Origin of the sequence: Streptomyces sp. WG7 (genome assembly GCF_049975785.1) — a bacterium.
Taxonomy (GTDB): domain Bacteria; phylum Actinomycetota; class Actinomycetes; order Streptomycetales; family Streptomycetaceae; genus Streptomyces.
The window spans coordinates 75050-96055 of record NZ_JBNGGE010000029.1; the positions used below are offsets into that span (position 1 = coordinate 75050).

17 protein-coding genes are annotated in these 21006 nt (G+C 71.9%); 5 read left to right on the forward strand and 12 right to left on the reverse strand.

The features are described 5' to 3' along the window. Positions 1–178: 178 nt before the first annotated feature. Complete coding sequence (locus ACP4J0_RS25580; protein WP_426601059.1) at positions 179–1300, reverse strand: SDR family oxidoreductase; 1122 nt, start codon at positions 1298–1300, stop codon at positions 179–181. 192 nt (positions 1301–1492) lie between these two features. Between ACP4J0_RS25580 and ACP4J0_RS25585 the strand changes: the two genes are divergently transcribed. Next, positions 1493–2947, forward strand: coding sequence for a zinc-dependent metalloprotease (locus ACP4J0_RS25585; RefSeq protein WP_426601061.1), 1455 nt, complete (start codon positions 1493–1495; stop codon positions 2945–2947). Continuing rightward, complete coding sequence (locus ACP4J0_RS25590; protein ID WP_426601063.1) at positions 2944–3474, forward strand: NUDIX hydrolase; 531 nt, start codon at positions 2944–2946, stop codon at positions 3472–3474. The genes ACP4J0_RS25585 and ACP4J0_RS25590 overlap by 4 nt, the downstream gene beginning before the upstream one ends. 65 nt (positions 3475–3539) lie before the next feature. Here ACP4J0_RS25590 and ACP4J0_RS25595 read toward each other — a convergent pair whose 3' ends face one another. From ACP4J0_RS25595 to ACP4J0_RS25610, 4 genes are all read right to left on the reverse strand, one after another. Next, the gene (locus ACP4J0_RS25595; protein WP_426601064.1) at positions 3540–4295 is read right to left on the reverse strand and encodes an AIM24 family protein; all 756 of its coding nucleotides are present in this window, start codon (positions 4293–4295) and stop codon (positions 3540–3542) included. Between the two features lie 17 nt (positions 4296–4312). Continuing rightward, complete coding sequence (locus ACP4J0_RS25600; protein WP_398136170.1) at positions 4313–4993, reverse strand: AIM24 family protein; 681 nt, start codon at positions 4991–4993, stop codon at positions 4313–4315. 13 nt (positions 4994–5006) lie between these two features. Next, the gene (locus tag ACP4J0_RS25605; RefSeq protein WP_426601067.1) at positions 5007–6776 is read right to left on the reverse strand and encodes a TerD family protein; all 1770 of its coding nucleotides are present in this window, start codon (positions 6774–6776) and stop codon (positions 5007–5009) included. A 148-nt stretch (positions 6777–6924) separates the two neighbouring features. Next, positions 6925–7521, reverse strand: coding sequence for a M48 family metallopeptidase (locus tag ACP4J0_RS25610; RefSeq protein ID WP_426601069.1), 597 nt, complete (start codon positions 7519–7521; stop codon positions 6925–6927). A gap of 318 nt (positions 7522–7839) precedes the next feature. On the opposite strand from ACP4J0_RS25610, the gene ACP4J0_RS25615 reads away from it, so the two are divergent. Then, the gene (locus ACP4J0_RS25615; RefSeq protein WP_426601071.1) at positions 7840–9054 is read left to right on the forward strand and encodes a TOMM precursor leader peptide-binding protein; all 1215 of its coding nucleotides are present in this window, start codon (positions 7840–7842) and stop codon (positions 9052–9054) included. Next, on the forward strand, positions 9047–10435 hold the full coding sequence (locus ACP4J0_RS25620; RefSeq protein WP_426601072.1) for an ABC1 kinase family protein: 1389 nt from the start codon (positions 9047–9049) through the stop codon (positions 10433–10435). The genes ACP4J0_RS25615 and ACP4J0_RS25620 overlap by 8 nt, the downstream gene beginning before the upstream one ends. A gap of 108 nt (positions 10436–10543) precedes the next feature. On the opposite strand, the gene ACP4J0_RS25625 is transcribed toward ACP4J0_RS25620, so the two are convergent. The 4 genes from ACP4J0_RS25625 to ACP4J0_RS25640 all read right to left on the reverse strand — a co-directional run bounded on the left by ACP4J0_RS25625 (position 10544) and on the right by ACP4J0_RS25640 (position 14106). Next, complete coding sequence (locus ACP4J0_RS25625) at positions 10544–10867, reverse strand: hypothetical protein (RefSeq protein WP_426601073.1); 324 nt, start codon at positions 10865–10867, stop codon at positions 10544–10546. Next, complete coding sequence (locus ACP4J0_RS25630) at positions 10864–11232, reverse strand: WhiB family transcriptional regulator (protein ID WP_351390591.1); 369 nt, start codon at positions 11230–11232, stop codon at positions 10864–10866. The genes ACP4J0_RS25625 and ACP4J0_RS25630 overlap by 4 nt, the downstream gene beginning before the upstream one ends. A gap of 175 nt (positions 11233–11407) precedes the next feature. Then, the gene (locus ACP4J0_RS25635) at positions 11408–11740 is read right to left on the reverse strand and encodes a hypothetical protein (protein ID WP_426601074.1); all 333 of its coding nucleotides are present in this window, start codon (positions 11738–11740) and stop codon (positions 11408–11410) included. Between the two features lie 164 nt (positions 11741–11904). Next, on the reverse strand, positions 11905–14106 hold the full coding sequence (locus ACP4J0_RS25640; protein ID WP_426601075.1) for an ATP-dependent DNA helicase UvrD2: 2202 nt from the start codon (positions 14104–14106) through the stop codon (positions 11905–11907). Between the two features lie 177 nt (positions 14107–14283). Here ACP4J0_RS25640 and ACP4J0_RS25645 point away from each other — a divergent pair, with 177 nt between their 5' ends. Continuing rightward, entirely contained in the window at positions 14284–14541 is a 258-nt protein-coding gene (locus ACP4J0_RS25645; protein ID WP_426522361.1) for a mycoredoxin, read from the forward strand. 178 nt (positions 14542–14719) lie between these two features. Here ACP4J0_RS25645 and nudC read toward each other — a convergent pair whose 3' ends face one another. The 3 genes from nudC to ACP4J0_RS25660 form a co-directional block, all read right to left on the reverse strand. Further along, positions 14720–15664, reverse strand: coding sequence for an NAD(+) diphosphatase (gene nudC / locus ACP4J0_RS25650; protein ID WP_426601077.1), 945 nt, complete (start codon positions 15662–15664; stop codon positions 14720–14722). Positions 15665–15823: 159 nt separating this feature from the next. Next, the gene (locus tag ACP4J0_RS25655) at positions 15824–17236 is read right to left on the reverse strand and encodes a dipeptidase (protein ID WP_426601079.1); all 1413 of its coding nucleotides are present in this window, start codon (positions 17234–17236) and stop codon (positions 15824–15826) included. A 10-nt stretch (positions 17237–17246) separates the two neighbouring features. After that, entirely contained in the window at positions 17247–20978 is a 3732-nt protein-coding gene (locus ACP4J0_RS25660) for a UvrD-helicase domain-containing protein (protein WP_426601080.1), read from the reverse strand. Between the last annotated feature and the right edge of the window lie 28 nt (positions 20979–21006).

The following is a 21006-nucleotide window of genomic DNA, read 5'->3' on the forward strand; positions in this document are numbered from 1 at the left end:
CGGGCGCAGGAGGCCGGGGGCCGGGGGCCGGGGGCCGGGGGCCGGAAGACAAGCCGGGGCGCGTGCGCAAAAGGCCGTGGGCCGACAGGCAAGCCGGGGCGCGTGCGCAAAAGGCCGGAGGCAGACAGACAAGCCAGGGCGCGTGCGCAAGAGGCCGGAGGCGGCACCGCGTCCGGCCTCAGATCCGCCGCCGGACCTTCCGTGCCCGTCGTACCACCGCGGCCGCGCCCAGCAGGGCCACCGTCGCTCCGGCGGCTCCCGCCGCGGTCGCGTCCTTGCGCCCGAGGCGTCGCCCGGCGACCGTGTGCCGCCCGGAGACCTCCTCCAGCAGCTCCGCGAGCACCTCCTCGTTGGTGTACTTCGGCCGCCATCCGGCGTCGTGCAGCCGGCTGCCGCTCACCACCCAGGGGTACATCGTGTACGCCAGGTCCCCGGCCGGGGAGGGCGTCAGCCCGATGCGGTGCAGCCGGGCCGCCGCGCCGAGCGCGACCGCCGACGGCAGCTCCATCCGCCGGATGCCGCTGAGCTCCTCGACCTCCTCCTGCTCCAGCCAGCCGTCACAGCCGACGGCCAGTTCCCCGTCGGCCTTCTCGAGCACCGCGTATTCCAGGGCACTGCACAGGTCGTCGACGTGACAGAACTGCCAGGCCGGCCGCGACCCGGCCACGACGAGCAGCCGGGGCGACTCGAAGTACCTGGTCAGCGCGGTGTCCATGCCCCCGACCAGCACCGCCGGCCGGACGACGGTGACGTTGAGGCCGGGATGCGCCCGCGGTGCGCGACGCGCGAGCCGCTCGATCTCCAGCAGGTCCCCGACCCCGGTGGCCTCGGCCGTGGCGCGCAGTTCGGCGTCCTCGGACAGCGGCAGCTCGTTGTCGGGGAGGGCGCCGTAGACCATCGCGGAGGTGCACAGCACGACACGGTGCACGCCGGCCGCCGCCGCGGCGGTCAGGACGGTCTGCGTCCCCCGGACGTTGTAAGCCGTCCGGGCGGCCGCGTCGGTCTCCAGATCGAGGTCCAGCGCCAGGTGCACGACCACGTCGGCGCCGCGCAGCTTCTCGGCGATGGCCGGATCCCGTACGTCCAGGATCTGCCACCGTGCCGCCGCGCAGTCACCGCGCCGTTCGTCGATGGCCACGACCTCTCTGACCTCGTCGGACGCGGCGAGCCGCTCGGTGAGCAGCGCCCCGACCCCGGACGCGGCACCGGTGACCGCGACGACGGGTCCGCGCGCGCCGGGGCGGGAGGAACTGGTTGACTGGTTTCGCGCTGCGCGAACCTGCGGATCTGGGGAACTCACCGGGCGTCTCCAGCGGTTGTCTTCAGTACGGGCGCGGGTGACGCGTACGTACCAGGTGGCATCCATCCTGCCGCAGGCCGTCAGTCGGCGAAGCACCGAGGCCCGAACCGCCCCGGGTGTCTACGCTGGGTGGTGAAGTCGGGCAGCCGTGCCGCCGGAAAGAACCGGCGGCCCTACCAGCCGAGGAACCCCGTGAGTGACACCCCATTCGGATTCGGCCTTCCGCCGGAGGAGCCGGACGACGGCGACGAGGGCAAGAAGAAGGACCAGCAGAGCGGTGGTGGTCAGGGACCGGCCAACCCGTTCGGTTTCGGGCCGTCCGGAGCCGGTGGCCTTGGTGGCCCCGGTGCGGACAACCCGTTCGCTGCCATGTTCGGTTCCATGAACCCCAACGACCTGGGTGCCGCGTTCCAGCAGCTGGGCCAGATGCTCTCCTACGAGGGCGGCCCGGTGAACTGGGACATGGCCAAGCAGATCGCCCGCCAGACGGTCTCCCAGGGCACGCCGGACGGCACGAAGGACGCCAGCGTCGGTCCCACCGACCGCACTGCCGTCCAGGAGGCCGTCCGCCTGGCCGACCTGTGGCTGGACGACGCGACCGCCCTGCCCTCGGGCGCGGGCACCGCGGTGGCCTGGAGCCGCGCGGAGTGGGTCGAGGCGACCCTGCCCGCCTGGCGGGAGCTCGTCGACCCGGTCGCCGAGCGCGTCGGCACCGCCATGGGGGACGTGCTGCCCGAGGAGATGCAGGCCATGGCCGGCCCGCTGATCGGCATGATGCGCTCCATGGGCGGCGCCATGTTCGGCACGCAGATCGGGCAGGCCGTCGGCGTGCTCGCCGGCGAGGTCGTCGGCTCGACCGACGTGGGCCTGCCGCTCGGCCCGGTCGGCAAGGCCGCGCTGCTGCCGGTGAACATCGAGGCGTTCGGGAAGGACCTCGGCGTACCGCAGGAGGAGGTGCGGCTGTATCTCGCCCTGCGTGAGGCCGCCCACCAGCGCCTCTTCGCACACGTGCCGTGGCTGCGCTCGCACCTGTTCGGCGCGGTCGACGGATACGCCCGCGGGATCAAGGTCGACACGGCCAAGCTGGAGGACGTGGTCGGCCAGTTCGACCCGCAGAACCCGGAGCAGCTGCAGGAGGCTCTCCAGCAGGGCATGTTCCAGCCGGAGGACACCCCCGAGCAGAAGTCCGCCCTGGCCCGTCTGGAGACGGCTCTGGCGCTCGTCGAGGGCTGGGTGGACGCGGTGGTGCACGCCGCCGCCAAGCCGCGTCTGTCCTCCGCTGACGCGCTGCGCGAGACGCTGCGCCGCCGTCGCGCCTCGGGCGGCCCCGCCGAGCAGACCTTCGCCACGCTGATCGGCCTGGAGCTGCGCCCGCGCCGCCTGCGCGACGCCTCCCGTCTGTGGGCGTCCCTGACGGACGCGCGCGGTGTCGACGGCCGGGACGGCCTGTGGGCCCACCCGGACATGCTGCCGACCGCGACCGACCTGGACGACCCGGACGGCTTCGTGCACCGTGAGCAGCTCGACTTCTCCGAGCTGGACAAGATGCTCGGCGAGGCGGCCGGGAAGCCCGACCTGAAGAAGAAGGACGAGAAGGACGAGAAGGGCCAGGCCGAGGCCGACGGCAAGGGCGACGACGCCGAGTGAGTCTCCACGAGGACGCGGTCCTGGTCCTGAAGGGCCATGAGGGCCAGGACGAGCTGCGCCAGGCCTACCTGGACCACCTCGCGACGCACCCGGACGGCATGTGGAAGGCCTGCCGGGACGGGCACGTCACGGCGAGCGCCCTGGTCGTCGACCCGTCGCGCGAGCGGGTCCTGCTGACCCTCCACAGGAAGATGCGCATGTGGCTCCAGATGGGCGGCCACTGCGAGCCGGTCGACGCGACGCTGGCGCAGGCGGCTCTGCGCGAGGCGACCGAGGAGTCGGGCATCGCGGGGCTCGCCCTGGCCCCGGGCGGCCCGGTGCGGCTGGACCGCCACCACACGCCCTGCGCCTGGCACCTGGACGTCCAGTACGCCGCGGTGGCTCCCGAGGGGGCTGTGGAGGCCATCAGCGACGAGTCCCTCGACCTGCGCTGGTTCCCGTACGCAGAGGTCACGGACGTGGCCGACGAGTCGGTCGTACGCCTGCTCGAGGCAACGCGTGCCCGGCTCCGAACCCGGACGGGGTGACCGCGTCACCCCGGTAAGGGGTGACCGCTGTGCGCGATCACCCCTTACGGGACCGTGCTCCGGGCTCAGCTCCAGACGTTCCCCTGGTTCTGACCACGGGCTCCCTGCTGTCCCATGCCGTACTGCGCGGCTACGCCCTGCCCGATCTGGGCGTTCTGCGGCGGCAGCAGTTCGCTGGGCTGGACCAGCGCGAAGCCGCTGCCCATGAAGCTGAGCTCCCAGCCCTCGCCGGTGCTGCCGCGGCGCCGCCACACCCCGGAGGAGTGGGTCTGGGCCTGCATCTGCACGCGCAGACCGGTGGACCAGGCGACGATCGCGTCGGCGTCGCAGTTGACGTACTTGTCGGGCGTCACCTGCATCAGCAGCGGTGCGCCCGAGGTCATCAGGGCGACCTTGCCGCGGCCGGTGATGTTGAGCTGGTACTTCCCCGAACCGGAGATGCCGTACAGGCTGTCGACCGCGATGACCTCGTGGTGCAGGGACGAGTCCATCGCCAGCACGTAGCTGCTGTCGACGGTGATCCCCTCCTGGTCGACCTCCATCACATGGATGTACTGGGCGAGGTTGGCGAAGAAGACCGTGCCCTGCCCGTGGCAGCGCATCAGGTCCAGGCCCTCACCGGTGTGCGCACGCGCGCGTGACTGGTTGTTGCTCTGGTACTCGGCGTCGAACTCGACGAGCCCCTGGTAGGCGACCATCGTGCCCTTGCGGGCGAGCACGTCGTCGTGACCCTCCAGGGCGACGCGGAGCATGTGCTTGTTCTGCAGGCTCCAGGCTTCCTGGGTCTGCTGGTCGTTGTAGGCGAAAAGCGGGCTCTGCATGATGTTCTGGCTCCCCCTCAGCCCCGGACCCGGAGGCGGTCGGTGCTGTCCTCGCTGGGCTGGACGACGACGATGCCCTGACCGGAGAAGGCCATCTGGTAGGCCTCGCCGCTGCCGCGGCCGATCAGCGACTGCGCCTTGAAGCTGCGCTTGCCCTTCACCTTGAGGTTCGGGGACCAGGCGACGAGCGCGTCGGGATCGACGTACGTCTCGTCCTCACCGCCGCCGCAGTCGACCACGATCGGCTTGCCCCGGGAGGTGAGGGCGACCCAGCCCTGTCCGGAGATCTTGGTGTTCCACAGGCCCTGACCGGCGAACTTCGCCAGGCCCTTGACCCGCTCCACACCCCAGGTGAGGTGGGCGTCGAAGGCGAGCAGGTTGGTCGCGTTGACGGAGATCCCGTCGCCGTTGAGGTTGATGACGACGACGTTGGCGCCGTAGTCGGCGAGGTAGAGCAGGCCGTCGCCGGAGCACTTCATCAGGGGCGCGCCCTCGCCGGTGGCCCAGTCGCGGGCGATCTGGCGGACGGCCGGCGGGTTGGGCTCGTACTGGACGAAGCCCTCGTAGGCGGTCATCGAGCCCACACGCGCGAGGAGGTCGTTCCCGGTCTGCATGGCGACCTTCAGCATGTGGTTGCCGTGGTTCTCCATGCGGGCGGTGACCGGTGCGGGAGCGTAGCCCGCGAGCGGCTGGTTCATGTCGGGCTCTCCCTCAGATCTCGTACGGCTGGACGATGACGAAGTTGCCGGGCGCGGCCCGGAACTGCAGGTTGACGCTCTCGCCCGTGTCGCCCGCGTAGGAGTTGCGGCGCATCCGCACCTGGCTGGAGACGACCACCTGGGCGGCGGCCGACCAGGCGACGACCGCGTTGCAGTCGGCGAAGGTGGTGGGCGTGACCGGCAGCACCACGGGCACGCCGTGCGTCTTGACGACGATGGTGCCGGTGCCCTGGAACTGCATCGTGAACAGCGCGCCGCCGGGGATGCCGTGGCCCTCGATGCGGCGGACCTCGTACTGGAGGCTCTCGTCGAAGGCGAGGACGTTCTCCGCGGAGACGCAGATGGCGTCGCCCTGGAGCTCGATGGGGTGCAGCATCGCGCTGTTGTCGGCGAGGAACACCTGCCCCTTGCCGGTGCAGCGCATCAGCTGCATCTCCTGGCCGGTGGCGTTGCCCACGACCCGGCCGGCGAACCCGGCGCCCTTGTAGCTGAAGTCGACCTTGCCCTGGTAGAGCACCATGCTGCCCTGCCTGGCGAGTACAGGCTGGCCTTCCGCACCGAGGTCGACGCGGACCAGCTTCTTGTTCTGCTGGGTCCAGCGCTGCCCGGTCGCCGTCTCCTTGAACTGCTGGAGCGCGGCCATCACCCCGGCACCCTGCGGCGCTCCCTGAGGCATGCCCTGCGGGGCGCCGTGAGGGGTCTGCTGACCGTAACCGGGGGGCGGGACCGGAGCCTGGGGGACCTGGGGGACCTGGGGCTGACCGTAACCGGGAGGCGGAACCGGAGCCTGGGGGACCTGAGGCTGACCATAACCAGGAGGCGGAACCGGAGCCTGGGGGACCTGAGGCTGACCATAACCAGGAGGCGGAACCGGAGCCTGAGGCTGACCATAACCAGGAGGCGGAACCGGAGCCTGGGGAGCCTGAGGCTGACCATAACCAGGAGGCGGCGGGGCCGGGGGCGGCACCGGGGATCCGCCGGGCGGCGTGTTCATGGGCGCGACGATGGTCTGCGCGGCGTGCACGTCGGGCCCTGGCGTCGGGGCGGGGACCACCGGCGTGGCGCCGGGCGGAGGGGCGAAGCCCTGGGGCGCGGCGGGCTGCGGCGCGGGAGCAGGGGCGGGGGTGGTAGGCGCGCCGAAAGCCGGGGGCGCAGAGGCCTGGGCCGGCGGGGCGAAACCCGGGGCGGCACCGGCCTGCGGCTGCTGCTCCTGCTGCGGCGCGGGCGCCTCCTCCTCGGCCACCTCGCCACCGAAGTTCCTCAGCAGCGCGTCCAGCCCGCCGTCGAAGCCCTGTCCGACGGCGGCGAACCGCCACACGTCCTTCAGATAGAAGTCGCCCAGCATCACCGCGCGCTCGGTGGAGAACTCCGAGCCGTTGAACGGGTACCGGGCCACCTCCTCGCCGCCCGCGACGATCCGGATGTAGCCGGGGCCGGCCTGCGACATCTGCCCGGCGCCGTCGATCGTGGCCGTGAAGGAGAGCTTCTGGATCCGCGGCGGGATCCTGTCGAGGGTGACCCGGAAGGACTCCATGTCACCCGCCTGCGCACCCAGGAGCTGGATGGACTCCTCCGGGGTCTTCGGTTGGTTGAAGAACACGAAGTAGCGGTCGTCGGACAACCGCTCGTCGGCGTCGAGACCGAAGCAGCTGATGTCGAAGCTCAGTCCGGGGCCGGAGATCTGCACGCCTACGTACAGATCCGTGCCCGCGGTGAGATCACTGATCCTGGCCTTGTGGCCGCGTTGGAATTCCCTGGCCATGCGTTACGACCGTCCCCCATCCGAATGCGAGTGCGTCGCGCCAGGCTAACGGCAATCCCGGACACCGGAGGGAGTCGGTACAGACCCGGTACAGAACCCGTGCGCGGCCGTGCCGGACACCTCTGACGCGCTCGCTCGGAGGTGCACGTCACTCGCTGCGGGCCTCGGGCAGGTGCGGCAGCCGGTCGGCGGCGACCACGCCCTCGAGGTAGCCGCGGGCCCGCTCGGTCCTCGGATACGCCTCCAGCAGCCGCCAGAACCGGGGTCCGTGCCCGGGGACGAGCAGATGCGCCAGTTCGTGCAGAAGGACGTAGTCGACGACGTACTCGGGCATGCCCTGGAGGCGGTGCGACAGCCGGATGCTTCCCTCGGAGGGGGTGCACGAGCCCCAGCGCGTGTTCTGGTTGGTGACCCAGCGGACCGAGGTGGGCCGTGCCCGCCCGTCGAAGTACTGGCCCGACAGGCGCTCCGCGCGCTCGGCCAGCTCGGCGTCGCCGAGGACCCGTCTGCTCTCCTGGGCGGCCAGCTTGTCCAGCATGACGCTCACCCAGCGTTGTTCCTCGGCCTCGGACATCCGGGCGGGGATCAGCACGATGGTGCGATCGCCCTCGCGGTACGCGGAGACCGTCCGGCGTCGCCGGGTGCTCCTGCGGACCTCGATCGCGCTCGTCCCCGAGCCGTTCGGCGGCGAATTCGTCGGTGCGCGCTGGGGCGCCCCGGCGCGGTGCAGTGGGTCGGCGGACACGCCACGACGTTACCCGCTGCACACGGGGAAGTCCCGGCTCCGGATGGGTTCGGTGCCGATCCGCCACCCCTCCTGCGGGTGTACGACAGACTTGTACGACTGATTCGCACGAGTGATTGGTACCGGCTGATGAGTATCGGCTGATTAGTACGACGAATGATCACCGCCTGTGGACAACTCGCGACGCCCGGCCACGGATCAGGGCATGCTGGCACTCGCCGGCGGATTCGCGACCGACCGCATGGACGGGTACGCGACGGGCCACCGCCGGACATACGGGACGTTCGAAGACTCTCGGAGACCTACGGGGGACCTGGCATGCATCCGATGGTGAAGCCCGCGCTCAGGCGCGGCTGGCGCGATCTGAACACCGTGCAGTTCGGGATGACACCAGCGCACGCATTGACGCTCGGCCCGGTGGACACGGCTACGGGCAGTTTCCTCGAACTGCTCAACGGCACCCGTGGACCGGCTCTCCTGCGTGAGGAGGGGCATCGCCTGGACCTGCCCGAAGGGCATGTCGACCGGGTGGTGGAGGGGCTGGCGCGGGCCGGCCTCCTCGACGACTCCCGGGGCGGCGGGCCGGATGCCGACGCCCTGCGCGAGAAGAAGGAGGTCCTCGACCGGCTCCGCCCCGACCTGGCCTCCCTGTCCCTGACCACCTCCGAACCGGGGGACGCGATGAGACACCTGGCCGCCCGGCGTGCCCTGCGAGTGCGGGTGAGGGGTGCGGGGCGGGTGGGCGCGGTGCTGTCCGGCCTGCTGTCGGGTGCGGGCGTCGGCGAGATCGACGTGCTCGACGGCGGCCGCGTCGAGCCGTGGGACGTCGCCCCGGGCGGGCTTCCCGCCGAGTCCGTAGGCGAGCGCCGGGACGAGACAGCCCGCCGTGTCGTCCGCCGGGCCGCCCCCGGCCGCCCGGCGCGCCGCAGTCCCACGACGCCGCCCGAGGAGGGCGTCCCGGGTTTCTCGCTGGTGGTCGTCGCCCCGCGCGACGACGTCGCGGTCCACACACCCGACCCCACCTCCGCGGAATCCCTCATGGCCTCCGGTACGCCCCACCTGTACGCCGGTGTCGTGGAGGGGACCGGTGTCGTCGGTCCTCTCGTCCTGCCCGGCGAGACGGGGTGCGCGGGCTGTCTGTACGCGGACCGCACCGACCGGGACCCGGCCTGGCCCCGTCTGGTGGCACAGTGGCGGTCCGGCAAGCAGCGCCAGGTGCGGGCCTGCGACCTCACTCTGGCCACGACGGTCGCCGGGCTGGCGGCGGCCCACGCGCTCGCCTTCCTGGACGGCCGGACGCCTTCGAGCGTCGGCGCACGCTGGGAGGTCTCGCTGCCGGGTCTGCGGTGGCACACGCGGCCGGTGCGGGCGCACTCCGCGTGCCCGTGCGGCGCCGCCGGAAAAGGTAAGCAGGAACACACCCCCGAGGATGGGGAGCGGCGCGCGACAATGGCGGGGCAAGGGCCGTCGGCGGACGTACGCCGTGAGGCAGAACCGGGGCGGCCGGCTGGGACTTGGAGGGCGCATGTCTGATCTTCCGCGCAAGGCGGTCACCCGGACCGCCAAGCTCGCCGCGCTCCCGCTCGGCTTCGCCGGGCGGGCGACCTGGGGGCTCGGCAAGCGAATCGTGGGCGAGTCCGCGGAGATCGTCGGCCAGCAGCTGCAGCAGCGCACCGCGGAGCAGCTGTTCAAGGTGCTGGGCGAGCTCAAGGGCGGGGCGATGAAGTTCGGACAGGCCCTGTCCGTCTTCGAGTCGGCGCTGCCCGAGGAGGTCGCGGGCCCCTATCGGGCGGCGCTGACCAAGCTGCAAGAGGCGGCACCGCCGATGCCGACGCGCACGGTGCACTCCGTGCTCGCGGAGCGGCTCGGCGAGGACTGGCCCGAGCTGTTCGTGGAGTTCGAGGACAAGCCCGCCGCGGCCGCCTCGATCGGTCAGGTGCACCGTGCGGTGTGGCACGACGGCCGCGAGGTCGCGGTCAAGGTGCAGTACCCGGGCGCCGGCGAGGCCCTGTTGTCCGACCTGAACCAGCTCAGCCGTTTCGCCCGCCTGCTGGGCCCGCTGGTCCCGGGCATGGACATCAAGCCGCTGATCAAGGAGCTGAAGGACCGGGTCTCGGAGGAGCTGGACTACGACCTGGAGGCGCAGGCCCAGCGAGCCCACGCAGAGGAGTTCGCGGACGACCCGGACATCGTGGTGCCGGACGTCGTCCACCAGTGCGACCAGGTGCTGGTCACCGAGTGGATCGACGGCATCCCGATGTCGGAGATCATCGCGGACGGCACACCGGAGCAGCGCGACCGGGCGGGCCAGCTCCTGGCCCACTTCCTCTTCTCCGGCCCGGCGCGCACCGGCCTGCTGCACGCCGACCCGCACCCGGGCAACTTCCGGCTGCTGCCGTGCGGGCCGGACGGCGAGGACGACTGGCGCCTGGGTGTCCTGGACTTCGGCACGGTCGACCGCCTTCCGGGAGGCCTGCCCGAGCCCATCGGGTCGGCCCTGCGTATGGCGCTGGACGGCGAGGCGGACGCCGTCTACGAGATGCTCTGCGCAGAGGGTTTCGTCAAGGAGTCGATAGAGCTGGACCCCGACGCCATCCTCGACTACCTGCTGCCGATCATCGAGCCTGCCCGGGTCGACGAGTTCACCTTCACCCGCGGCTGGATGCGGAGCCAGGCGGCCCGGATCGGCGACCCCCGTTCCCCCGCCTACCAGCTGGCCAAGCAGCTCAACCTGCCGCCGGCCTACCTGCTGATTCACCGCGTGACCCTGAGCACCATCGGTGTGCTGTGCCAGCTGGGAGCGACGGTGCGGCTGCGTGACGAGCTGGAGGAGTGGCTGGTCGGGTTCCTCCCCGAGGAGGAGTACGCGGCGGAGGACGAGTACGAGATGGGGGAAACGGCGGCGGAGGCATGAGCCGCCGGGGCTGAACGCGCCGTGGGGGCCGGTCCGTTCGGACGGACCGGCCCCCACGGGGAGCTTCGCCTCCCTCGTCGGCGAGGCCATGCTCCGGGTGTGGCCGGGTTACTGCATGACAGCCATGGCGAGCGCGCGCCGGGCACGCATCGAGGCGCGCTCGGCCCGTCGCTGCATCCGGCGAGCGGTCGCCAGGCGCAGGGCCCGGCGTTCCTGCTCGGCCTTCTGCAGGCGGTCGTGCATATGCGCACGAGCCAGGGCTTCTGGGATGAGTTGCATCTCGCGGGTCCTGTTCTGACGCGAGTCCTTCGCGTCACTGGGGGTGAAGTCTTCAGGCGTGGTGCCTGTGATGTCGTGGGTGGACGGCTTCATCGGGGCCTGCTTCTTCGGGTCGTACGTGAGGGGACGGTCGATCGTTCCTGCGGTGTTCATGCCGAGACCGGGTTCTTGCGCGGGCGGCCACGGGGCCGCTTCCGGGCGACGACGACACCCTGCACGAACAGCTCGCCACCCCAGACGCCCCAGGGCTCACGCCGCTCCTTGGCGCCGGCGAGGCAGGCCTCGACCAGCGGGCAGGTGCGGCACAGGGACTTGGCGTACTCCACGTCCGCCGGCGACTCCGCGAAGAAGACCTCCGGGTCGTAGGAGCGGCAGGGAACGGGCACGCCGAGGTTCTCGATGGCGTCGTCGAGCGCGGTGAGCGCGGTGAGCGGGGTCAAGGTGGAGTCCTCCGTGGGGACGGGCTTGGGGATCGTGTCGGAAGGCGGTACGGACGGGGCGTGCGCTTCGAGTTGCACGGGGTTTCTTCCTCGTCTGGTCGTTCCGGCCGGTCGGCCGGGTGGCGGCTTGGTACCGGGTTCTTTTCTTGTCCCGAGGCTCCTTCGTGCTGTCGTCCCCGTTCGGGGACAAACAGAAGGGCCGCGGATCCCGGATGGGGTTCCGCGGCCCTGAAGGCGCCGGCCTGATCGTCAATCAGGCTGGATCACTCCAGGGTTCTGGCCCACGGAAGGCCCACATCAGGTGGTGCTGCGTCGTCTGCGTCCGGAAACCGGCACCGGTCGCGGTAAAGGCATAGGCCTGCGCCTGTGCCTCTACTGCTGCTTCCAGTGCCTCGGTCGGTCGCTCATCGCGCTCACGGACGGGAAGGCCCGCGGAGGCAACGGAGGCGGCGGCCGGAAGGACGGCACGAATGCCGGACAGACCGGTGCCCGGGTTGGAAGCGCCGAGCGTGCACAGGGAGACGGCCGAGCGATCGGTCAGTTTGGCGGTGGAGCTGACGGTGGTGCTGAAGTCGATGCTGATCACTGGGCTCGCCTCCTCTCGGCGTCTCGGGGGACCGGGATGAACCAGTCCGCGGATATGCAAGTACAACACGGATTCAGGGCCTTCGGGAAGGCCGCTGCTCCCGTGACCAAGAACCTATGGGGATTCCCGGGGCATGCGCAAACTATTTTTTCGACGAGTTCGTATCAGTCGCCTTCGTCAAGCCCCACTCCGTTCTGGCCTGCACAGATGGCCAGAACATCCGCTCCGTACCGGTTGAGCTTCCGCGCGCCGACGCCCGGGATCCGTACCAGCTCGCGCTCGTCCTCCGGGACGGACTCGGCGATCGCCATCAGCGTCTTGTCGGTGAAGACGCAGAACGCGGGCTGACCGCTGCGCCCCGCCTGGATCGCGCGCCACTCGCGCAGCCGCTCGTAGACCCCCTCGTCCATGTCGGACGGGCAGTCCTCGCAGCGCATCAGCTTCATCTCGCCCGCGTCGGTGAGTGTGCGCCCGCAGACCCGGCAGCGGGCCGGGATCCGCTGTACCCGTCTGGGGACCGACGCCGCGACGCCGCCACCCCCGGAGCCGCGTTCCACACCTCCCGAGCCGCCCGCGGCCGTACGTCCGCCGGCCGTCCCCGAACCGGGCCGCAGCCCCTTCAGGAAGCGGCTGGGACGGCGGCTCGGCCGACCACCGGGTGAACGGGCCAGCGCCCAGGAAAGATGCAGCCGTTCGCGCGCCCGGGTGACGCCGACGTAGAGGAGGCGCCGTTCCTCCTCGACCTGCTCGTCGGTCTTTGCGTAGGCGATCGGCATCATGCCCTCGGTGACGCCCACCAGGAATACGACGTCCCACTCCAGCCCCTTGGCCGAGTGCAGGGAGGCGAGGGTGACGCCCTGCACCGTCGGGGCGTGCTGGGCCCCCGCCCGCTCGTCGAGTTCCGTGACGAGGTCGCTCAGGGTGGCGCCCGCTCTGGCGGCGGCGAAGTCCTGGGCGAGGTTGACCAGGGCGGCCAGCGACTCCCAGCGCTCGCGGACGGCGCCCGACCCTGCCGGGGGCTGCGGGGACCACCCCTCCCCGGACAGCACCGCGCGCACCTGGGAGGGCAGGTCGACGGCGTCGTCGAGGAGGGAGTCGTTGCCGCCGAAGCGCGCCGCGGCCCGCAGGGAACTGCCGGCTTTGCGTACTTCGGGGCGGTCGAAGAAGCGCTCAGCACCGCGCAGCTGGTAAGGGACCGCGGCGTCGGCGAGGGCCTGTTCGTAGGTCTCCGACTGGGAATTCGTGCGGAACAGGACCGCGATCTCGGCGGGCGGAACACCCGAGTCGATGAGTTCGCGGATGCGGCGGGCGGCGCCCTCGGCCTCGGCCGGTTCGTCGGTGTATTCGGTGTAGACGGGCTCAGGGCCCGCCGGACGCTGGGAGACCAGCTCCAGACGGTGGTCCGCGGCCCGGCCCCGGGCCTGGGCGAGCAGACCGTTGGCCAGGCGGACCACCTGCGGGGTGGAGCGGTAGTCGCGGACCAGCTTGACGACGGTGGCGCCGGGGTGACGGCTGCGGAAGTCGAGCAGGTGGTCGGGGGTTGCTCCCGTGAACGAATAGATGGTCTGGCTGGCGTCGCCGACCACACACAGGTCGTCGCGGTCGCCGAGCCACAGTTCCAGCAGGCGCTGCTGGAGGGGGCTGACGTCCTGGTACTCGTCGACCACGAAGTGCTGGTACTGGGCGCGGACCTGTTCGGCGACATCGTGGCGGTCCTGGAGGACGGCCACCGTCAGCAGCAGCACGTCCTCGAAGTCGATGACGCCGCGTCCGCGCTTCAGGTCCTCGTAGGCGGAGTAGAGCTGGGCGATCTCGGCCGGGTCGCGGGGGACCTCACGGCCGGCCTTGGCCGCCGCGAGGGCGTAGTCGGCGGGGACGGTCTGGGTCACCTTGGACCACTCGATCTCGGCGGTGACGTCGCGCAGCTCGCCCCGGTCGAGGCGGATGCGGCAGGCGGCGGCCGCGTCGGCGACGAGTTGGATCTTGCGGTCGACGAGCCTGGGCAGGGAGCCGCCGATCGCTTTCGGCCAGAAGTACTGGAGCTGGCGCAGCGCCGCCGAGTGGAACGTACGGGCCTGGACGCCTGCGGCACCGAGCTGGCGCAGGCGGCCTCTCATCTCCCCGGCGGCACGGTTGGTGAAGGTGACGGCGAGCACGCTGGAGGGCTGGAGGATCCCCGCGCGCACCCCGTAGGCGATGCGGTGGGTGATCGCCCGGGTCTTGCCGGTACCGGCGCCCGCCAGCACGCACACCGGGCCGCGCAGGGCGGTCGCCACCTCGCGCTGCTCGGGGTCGAGCCCTTCGAGCACCGCGTCGGCCGAGTCCGGTACCTGCGGGAAGAGGGTGGAATGCGTTGCTGCTGTCACACCGCCATGCTGCCAGGTCGCGGGAGACGGGTGAGTCGGTTGTCCACAGGCACGCACTGATAGTCATACCAATGCGACGGGCGTCACGTGCCTCGGTCGCTCCGGGAATGGTGGCGTCGCCGCAGACGTTCCCTCCGTGCGACCTCATTTCCGAGCCGCCGAAGGAGCGCGATAGACATGCCGGGCACTGTGACGATGTACAGCACCACGTGGTGCGGCTACTGCCGTCGGCTGAAGAGCCAGATGGACCGCGAGGGCATCGCCTACACCGAGATCAACATCGAGCAGGACCCGGAGTCCGCCGCGTACGTGGAGAAGGCGAACGGCGGAAACCAGACGGTACCCACTGTCCGGGTGGTTCCCTCCACGGGTGGCGACGAGGTCGTCATGACCAACCCGAGCCTTGCCCAGGTGAAGCAGGCTCTCGCGGTCTGACGCCGGCGCGCGCGACCCCCGACCGTTCCCAGGGTGGTTGGTCGGGGGTTTCGTGTGCGCGCGTGCCGCGCCGTGCTTCCGGTGGAAGCACGCCACCGTGGGCCGGGGCACGCGCCTTCTTCGAGACGCGCAAGGGGTGGCCTCCCCGGTGAGGCCACCCCTTACGCGTCGTCCTGTCTCAGAAGGAGCCGCGCGTCGGCAGTGGCTTGCCGTACCAGAGCTCGATGAGGCGCGCCGCGATGGAGATGCCGTAGGGCGGCAGCACCTCGCCGGAGTCGAAGGCCGCGCCCAGCTCGTCGCGGGAGAACCAGCGGGCCTCGTGGATCTCGTCGCCGTCGACGTTGATGTCGGTCGAGGTGGCGTGGGCCATGAAGCCCAGCATCAGGCTGGACGGGAACGGCCAGGGCTGGCTGGCGACGTACTCGACGGGGCCGACGGTGATGCCGGCCTCCTCGTAGACCTCGCGGCGGACCGACTGCTCGATGGACTCGCCGGGCTCCACGAAGCCGGCGAGCGTCGAGAAGCGGCCCTCGGGCCAGTGGACCTGGCGGCCGAGCAGGATACGGTCCTCCCCGTCCGTGACCGCCATGATCACGGCGGGGTCGGTGCGCGGATAGTGCTCGGCACCACAGGCGGGGCAACGGCGGATGTGGCCGGCCGCGGCGATGACGGTGCGCTCGCCGCAGCGGGAGCAGAACCGGTGCAGGCGCTGCCAGTTCTCCAGGGCGACCGCGTGGGCCATCAGACCCGCGTCGCGGGGTGACAGGAGCAGGCCCGCCTCGCGCAGGCCCGCGGGGCGGGCGGACTGGTCCATGCGCCCGGGCAGGGAGTCCTTCTGGAGGGCGAAGTAGCTGACGCCGTCCTCGTCCGTTCCCAGGAAGTAGCGGTGCGCCTCGGTGAGCGGGGCCTCGAAGGACGGGGTCATGACGAGTTCGGTGCGCCCGTCGGGCGTCTCGTCGATGAGGGCCTGGCCGCCGGAGACCACGAAACAGCGCGTCGAGGGGTGGCTCCACGCCGCAGCGAGCCATGCCTCGTCGAGGCGGTGGTGGGCGGCGCGGTCGATTCCGCTCGGGGCGGTGAGCGAGATGGGACGGTCGGCGGTGTGGTCGGTCCAGGTGGTCACGGGTGCTTCCAACTCCCCCGGTGAGCGGTTCGGTGCGGCAGGCGGTTCAGCGGGTCGTACGAGGGTGGCGACCGGGTCCGGAGAGCTCGGCGGCGCGGGGCGGCCTTTCCAGTGTGCCGCGCGCGCGATGCCGGTCCGGACCACGGCCGTGCGGAGCGTTCAGGGCGCGTGGCGCCAGTATTCCGCCAGGTCACCCCACAGGTGGGCGGAGGTCTCGACGCCCTTGAGGAGCAGATCCAGCTCCACCTTCTCGTCGGGGGCGTGCCAGCCGTCGGACGGGACGGAGATGCCGAGGAAGAGCACCGGTGTGCCGAGGACCTCCTGGAGGTCGGCGGCCGGTCCGGAGCCGCCCTCGCGGGTGAAGCGCACCGGTTTGCCGAAGGCCCGGCCCATGGCACGGACCACCGATTGCAGCGCCGGGTGGTCCAGCGGCGTCAGGCACGGGCGCGTGGCCGCGCCGAAGGTGATCTCGCAGCGGATCCCGGCGGGCACCTGCTCGGCTGCCCAGGCGCGGACGGCCTTCTCCACGTGGTCGGGGTCCTGGCCCGCGACCAGCCGGAAGGAGAGCTTCACCATGGCGGACGACGGGATGACCGTCTTGCTGCCCGGGCCCTGGTAGCCGCCGCCGATGCCGTTGACCTCGGCGGTGGGGCGGGCCCAGATGCGCTCCAGGGTGGTGTGCCCGGCTTCGCCGTGGGCGGCGTACGACTTGGCCGTGCCCAGCCACTGCCGCTCGTCGAAGGGCAGCTCGGCGAAGAGGTCGCGTTCGTGGTCGGTGAGCTCGATCACGCCGTCGTAGAAGCCGGGGATCGCCACGCGCGCGTGCTCGTCGTGCAGGGCGGCGACGAGGCGGGCGACGGCGGTGGCAGGGTTGGGGACCGCGCCCCCGAAGGAGCCCGAGTGGATGTCCTGGTCGGGGCCGTGCAGCCGGATCTCGCACTCGGCGAGGCCGCGCATGCCGGTGCAGACCGTGGGGGTGTCCTCGGACCACATGCCGGTGTCGGAGACGATCACCGCGTCGGCGGCGAGCCGTGCGGCGCGCTCCTCGACCAGGGCGCGGAAGTGCGGGGAGCCGGACTCCTCCTCGCCCTCGATCAGCAGTTTGAGGTTCACCGCGGGGGCTGTTCGGCCGGTGGCGGCGAGGTGGGCACGGACGCCGAGTGTGTGGAAGAACACCTGGCCCTTGTCGTCGGCCGCCCCGCGCGCGTAGAGGCGGTTCTCACGGACCACGGGCTCGAAGGGATCACTGTTCCAGCCGTCCTCGCGCGCGGCGGGCTGCACGTCGTGGTGGCCGTAGACGAGGATCGTCGGTGCCTGCGGGTCACCGGAGGGCCACTCGGCGAAGACGGCCGGGGCGCCCTCGGTCGGCCAGACCTCGGCGGTCGGGAAGCCGGTCTCCTTCAGTTTGGCGGCGAGCCAGTCGGCGCTGCGGCGCACATCGGTCGCATGCTCGGGCTGGGCCGACACGGACGGTATGCGCAGCCAGTCGACGAGGTCGTCGAGGAAGGCTGCGCGGTGCTGCTCGATGTACGTACGGACAGCGCTGACAGCATTGTCAACGGGGTGGCTCATGCTCACGAGCCTATCGGCCCGCGCGGACACCCCGGTCGTGCGGTTCGTCACCGACCGGCTCGGCCAGCAGCAGATCCTCCAGCGCGGCGCGGTCCGGCAACCCCTCGGGGCGTACGACCTCGCCGGTGCGTACGTACAGGAAGGCGGCCGTCACCGACTCCAGCGGTACGTTCAGCTGCTCGGCCCAGGCAAGGCGGTAGAGCGCGAGCTGGAGCGGGTCCCCGCTGGCGACGCGGTTCGTCTTCCAGTCGACGATCTCGTACGTCGCCGTCTCCCCGTCGCCCTCCTTGTAGACGGCGTCGATGCGGCCGCGTACGACACGGCCGGCGAGCGAGAGCTGGAAGGGGGCTTCGACGCGGTACGGGGTGCGCCGGGCGTACTCGGTGCGCTCGAACGCGTCCTTGAGGAACTCCAGGTCGCGTTCGTCGGCGACCTCTGCCTCGCTGCCGGGGAGCTCCTCCGGTTCGAGCAGGGGCAGCATCAGTGGTTCGAAGCGGGCCTCGACCCAGGCGTGGAAACGGGTGCCGCGGCGGGCGGCGGGCTGGGGCGGGCGAGGCATGGGCCGGGCCAGCTCCTGCGCGAAGCCGTCCGGGTCGGCGGCCAGGCTCAGCAACTGGGTGGCGGTCAGCGACGCCGGGAGATGCACCTCGGTGACGCTCTCGCGGGCGCGCAGGAGCTCGCCGGTGAGGGCGTCGAGGTCGCGGTCCCAGGAGGCGACGGTGCGGGCCTCCTCCGGGGTGAGGCGGGCGGGGGCGGCCGGTCTCTGGGGGGCGGGGTGAGCCGGTGGCGGCTCCTCGGGGTGGGGGCGGGGCAGGTCGGTGCCGGGCTGTCCGGGAGGCGTCGCCTGGTGGGGGACGGTGGGGCGGCGGTCCGGCGGTCGCGTGGTCGGCCGGTCCGGCGGGGGGACGGTCCGCCGGTCCGGCAACGGCGTGGCGGATCCGTCCGGCGGCGGTGTGACGGGGAGGTCCGCCGGCGGTGCGGAGGGGAGGTCCGCGTGCGACGTGGAAGGGAGGTCCGCCGGTGGTACGGACAGGAGGTCCGCCTCTGACGTGGAAGGGAGGTCCGCCTGTGATGTGACGGGGCGGTCCGTGGCCCAGGAGTCCCAGTCGGCGGGGTCTTCGGTCCAGCCGGGGTCCTCTTCGTCCTGGGGTGCCTCGTCGTCCTCGGGGGGCGCCGGCCAGTCCGGGTCGTCGTAGGTGTTCACGTCGTGCGTGGCGGCGGGGCGGCCGTCCTCGTGGGAGGCGAGGCCGTCCAGGTGGGCGAGAACCGTCTCGGCGGCGGCCCTGCGTCGGGCGAGTGCCTCGTCGTCCAGGGGCAGGGGCCAGGCCTGATCGGCGGTCGCCCGGTGCAGGGCCGGGTTCTCCTCGTCCTCGGCGGGTTCGTCCGCCCAGGCCTCGATCTCGCCGTGCCCGGCGGCGCAGTGCTCGTACAGGGCGGTGAGGAAGTCGGACGGTCCGCGGGGCTTCTTCTGGCTGGGGCCCCACCAGTGGCCGGAGCCCAGCAGCAGGGACCGGGGGCGGGTGAAGGTGACATAGCCGAGGCGGAGTTCCTCGGTGTGCTGGTGTCCCTTCATGGACTCGTGGAAGGCCTTCAGTCCCCGGGAGTCCCAGGACTCGACGTCGGGCAGGGTGTCGGCGTCGCCGCGCAGGCCGTGCGGCAGCACCTTGCCCTGGGCGGTCCACTTCTCGCGGCCCTGGCCGCTGGGGAAGGTTCCGGTGACCAGGCCGGGTACGGCGACGACGTCCCACTCCAGGCCCTTGGACTTGTGCGCGGTGAGCACCTTGACGGTGTTCTCGCCGCCGGGCAGGGCGTTGTCCAGGCCCTTCTCGTACTGGGCGGCGGTGCGCAGGAAGCCGAGGAAGGCGAGCAGGGTGGCCTCGCCGTCGCTCGCGGCGAAGGACGCGGCGACGTCCAGGAAGTTCGACAGCGTCTCGCGGCGGCGGGCGGCCAGGGCGTGCGGGGACGCCGACAGCTCGACCTCCAGGCCGGTGACCGCGAGGACGCGGTGCAGGACGTCCATGAGCGGGTCGGACAGGGCCCGGCGGAGGTCGCGCAGTTCGGCGGCCAGCCGTGCGAAGCGCACGCGGGCGTCCGTGGAGAAGGGCAGCCCGTCGTCGTCGCCGGTGCCGTCCAGCGGCGTCTCCAGGAAGGTGTCGAGGGCGTCCGCGAGCGATATCACCTCGGACGGGTCGACCCCCTCGACAGCCTCGGCGAGCCGCCGGTCGGGGTCGTCGTCGCCGTCCACGCGCGCGTGGCTCACCAGGAGCCGGGCGCGGCGGCCCAGCAGGGCGAGGTCGCGCGGGCCGATACGCCAGCGCGGGCCGGTGAGCAGGCGCACCAGGGAGGCGTTGGCGCCGGGGTCCTGGAGTACTTCGCAGACGGCGACCAGGTCGGCCACCTCGGGCAGGTGCAGCAGCCCGGAGAGGCCCACGACCTCGACGGGGACGTCGCGGGCCACCAGCGCGCCCTGGATCTCGGCGAAGTCGGTCGCGGTACGGCACAGGACGGCGATCTCGCCGGGCGCCTTGCCGGTGCGCACGAGGTGCGCGACGGAGTCGGCGATCCAGTCGATCTCTTCGGCGTGGGTGCGCAGCAGGGCGCAGCGGACCGTGCCGTCGCGTTCCGCGCCCGGGGCGGGACGCAGGGCTTCCACGCCCGCGTGCATGGCGCGCAGGGGCTCGGCGAGACCGTTGGCGAGGTCGAGGAGGCGGCCGCCGCTGCGGCGGTTCTCGCTGAGCGCCTGACGGGCGGCGGGGCGGCCGTCCCCGTGTGCGAAGTGCTCCGGGAAGTCGTCGAGGTTGGCGACGGAGGCGCCGCGCCAGCCGTAGATGGCCTGGCACGGGTCGCCCACGGCGGTCACGGGGTGGCCGGTGCCGCCGCCGAACAGGCCCGCCAGGAGGATGCGCTGGGCCACCGAGGTGTCCTGGTACTCGTCGAGCAGCACGACCCGGAACTCGTCGCGCAGGACGCGGCCCACCTCGGGGAGCCCGGCGAGCTGCGCGGACAGGGCGATCTGGTCGCCGAAGTCGAGCAGGTCCCGTTCGCGCTTGGCGGCCCGGTAGCGGATCACCAGGTCGGCGAGTTCGCGGCGCGCGGCGGCGGCCTCGGGAACCTTGCGCAGATCGGCGTTGCTGAGCTTGACGTCCTGCAGGGTGTCCAGGAGGGCGGCGTCCCAGGTGCGCAGCTCCTCCGGGCGTACGAGGTGCTCCGCGAGTTCGGCGTCCAGGGCGAGGAGGTCGCTGACCAGGTCGGCGAAGGAGCGGGTGAGCGCGGGGTAGGGCCCTGGGGCCTCGCGCAGGACACGCGCGGCGAGCTGGAAGCGGGTGGCGTCGGCGAGCAGACGGGAGGTCGGTTCGAGCCCGAGGCGCAGGCCGTGGTCGGTCAGGAGGCGGCCCGCGAAGGCGTGGTACGTCGAGATCACCGGTTCGCCCGGTGGGTTGTCCGGGTCGATCACATCAGGGTCGGTGACGCCGGCCCTGATGAGCGCCTTGCGGACGCGCTCGGCGAGTTCGCCGGCCGCCTTGTTGGTGAAGGTGAGGCCGAGGACCTGTTCCGGGGCGACCTGGCCGGTGCCGACCAGCCACACCACACGGGCGGCCATCACCGTCGTCTTGCCCGACCCGGCCCCGGCCACGATCACCTGCGGGGCGGGCGGCGCGATGATGCAGGCCGTCTGCTCCGGGGTGAAAGGGATACCGAGGAGCTCCTTGAGCTGTTCGGGATCAGTGAGATGGGCTGGCACGTCAGAGAGGCTAGCGGCGGGCACTGAC

Excerpts from the sequence above, each read along its gene's own strand:
- ACP4J0_RS25600 (WP_398136170.1), bottom strand. The coding sequence starts at position 4,993 with ATGAACCAGCCGCTCGCGGGCTACGCTCCCGCACCGGTCACCGCCCGC.
- ACP4J0_RS25595 (WP_426601064.1), bottom strand. The coding sequence starts at position 4,295 with ATGCAGAGCCCGCTTTTCGCCTACAACGACCAGCAGACCCAGGAAGCC.
- ACP4J0_RS25615 (WP_426601071.1), top strand. The coding sequence starts at position 7,840 with ATGCATCCGATGGTGAAGCCCGCGCTCAGGCGCGGCTGGCGCGATCTG.
- ACP4J0_RS25655 (WP_426601079.1), bottom strand. The coding sequence starts at position 17,236 with ATGAGCCACCCCGTTGACAATGCTGTCAGCGCTGTCCGTACGTACATC.
- ACP4J0_RS25605 (WP_426601067.1), bottom strand. The coding sequence starts at position 6,776 with ATGGCCAGGGAATTCCAACGCGGCCACAAGGCCAGGATCAGTGATCTC.
- ACP4J0_RS25620 (WP_426601072.1), top strand. The coding sequence starts at position 9,047 with ATGTCTGATCTTCCGCGCAAGGCGGTCACCCGGACCGCCAAGCTCGCC.
- ACP4J0_RS25625 (WP_426601073.1), bottom strand. The coding sequence starts at position 10,867 with ATGAACACCGCAGGAACGATCGACCGTCCCCTCACGTACGACCCGAAG.
- ACP4J0_RS25645 (WP_426522361.1), top strand. The coding sequence starts at position 14,284 with ATGCCGGGCACTGTGACGATGTACAGCACCACGTGGTGCGGCTACTGC.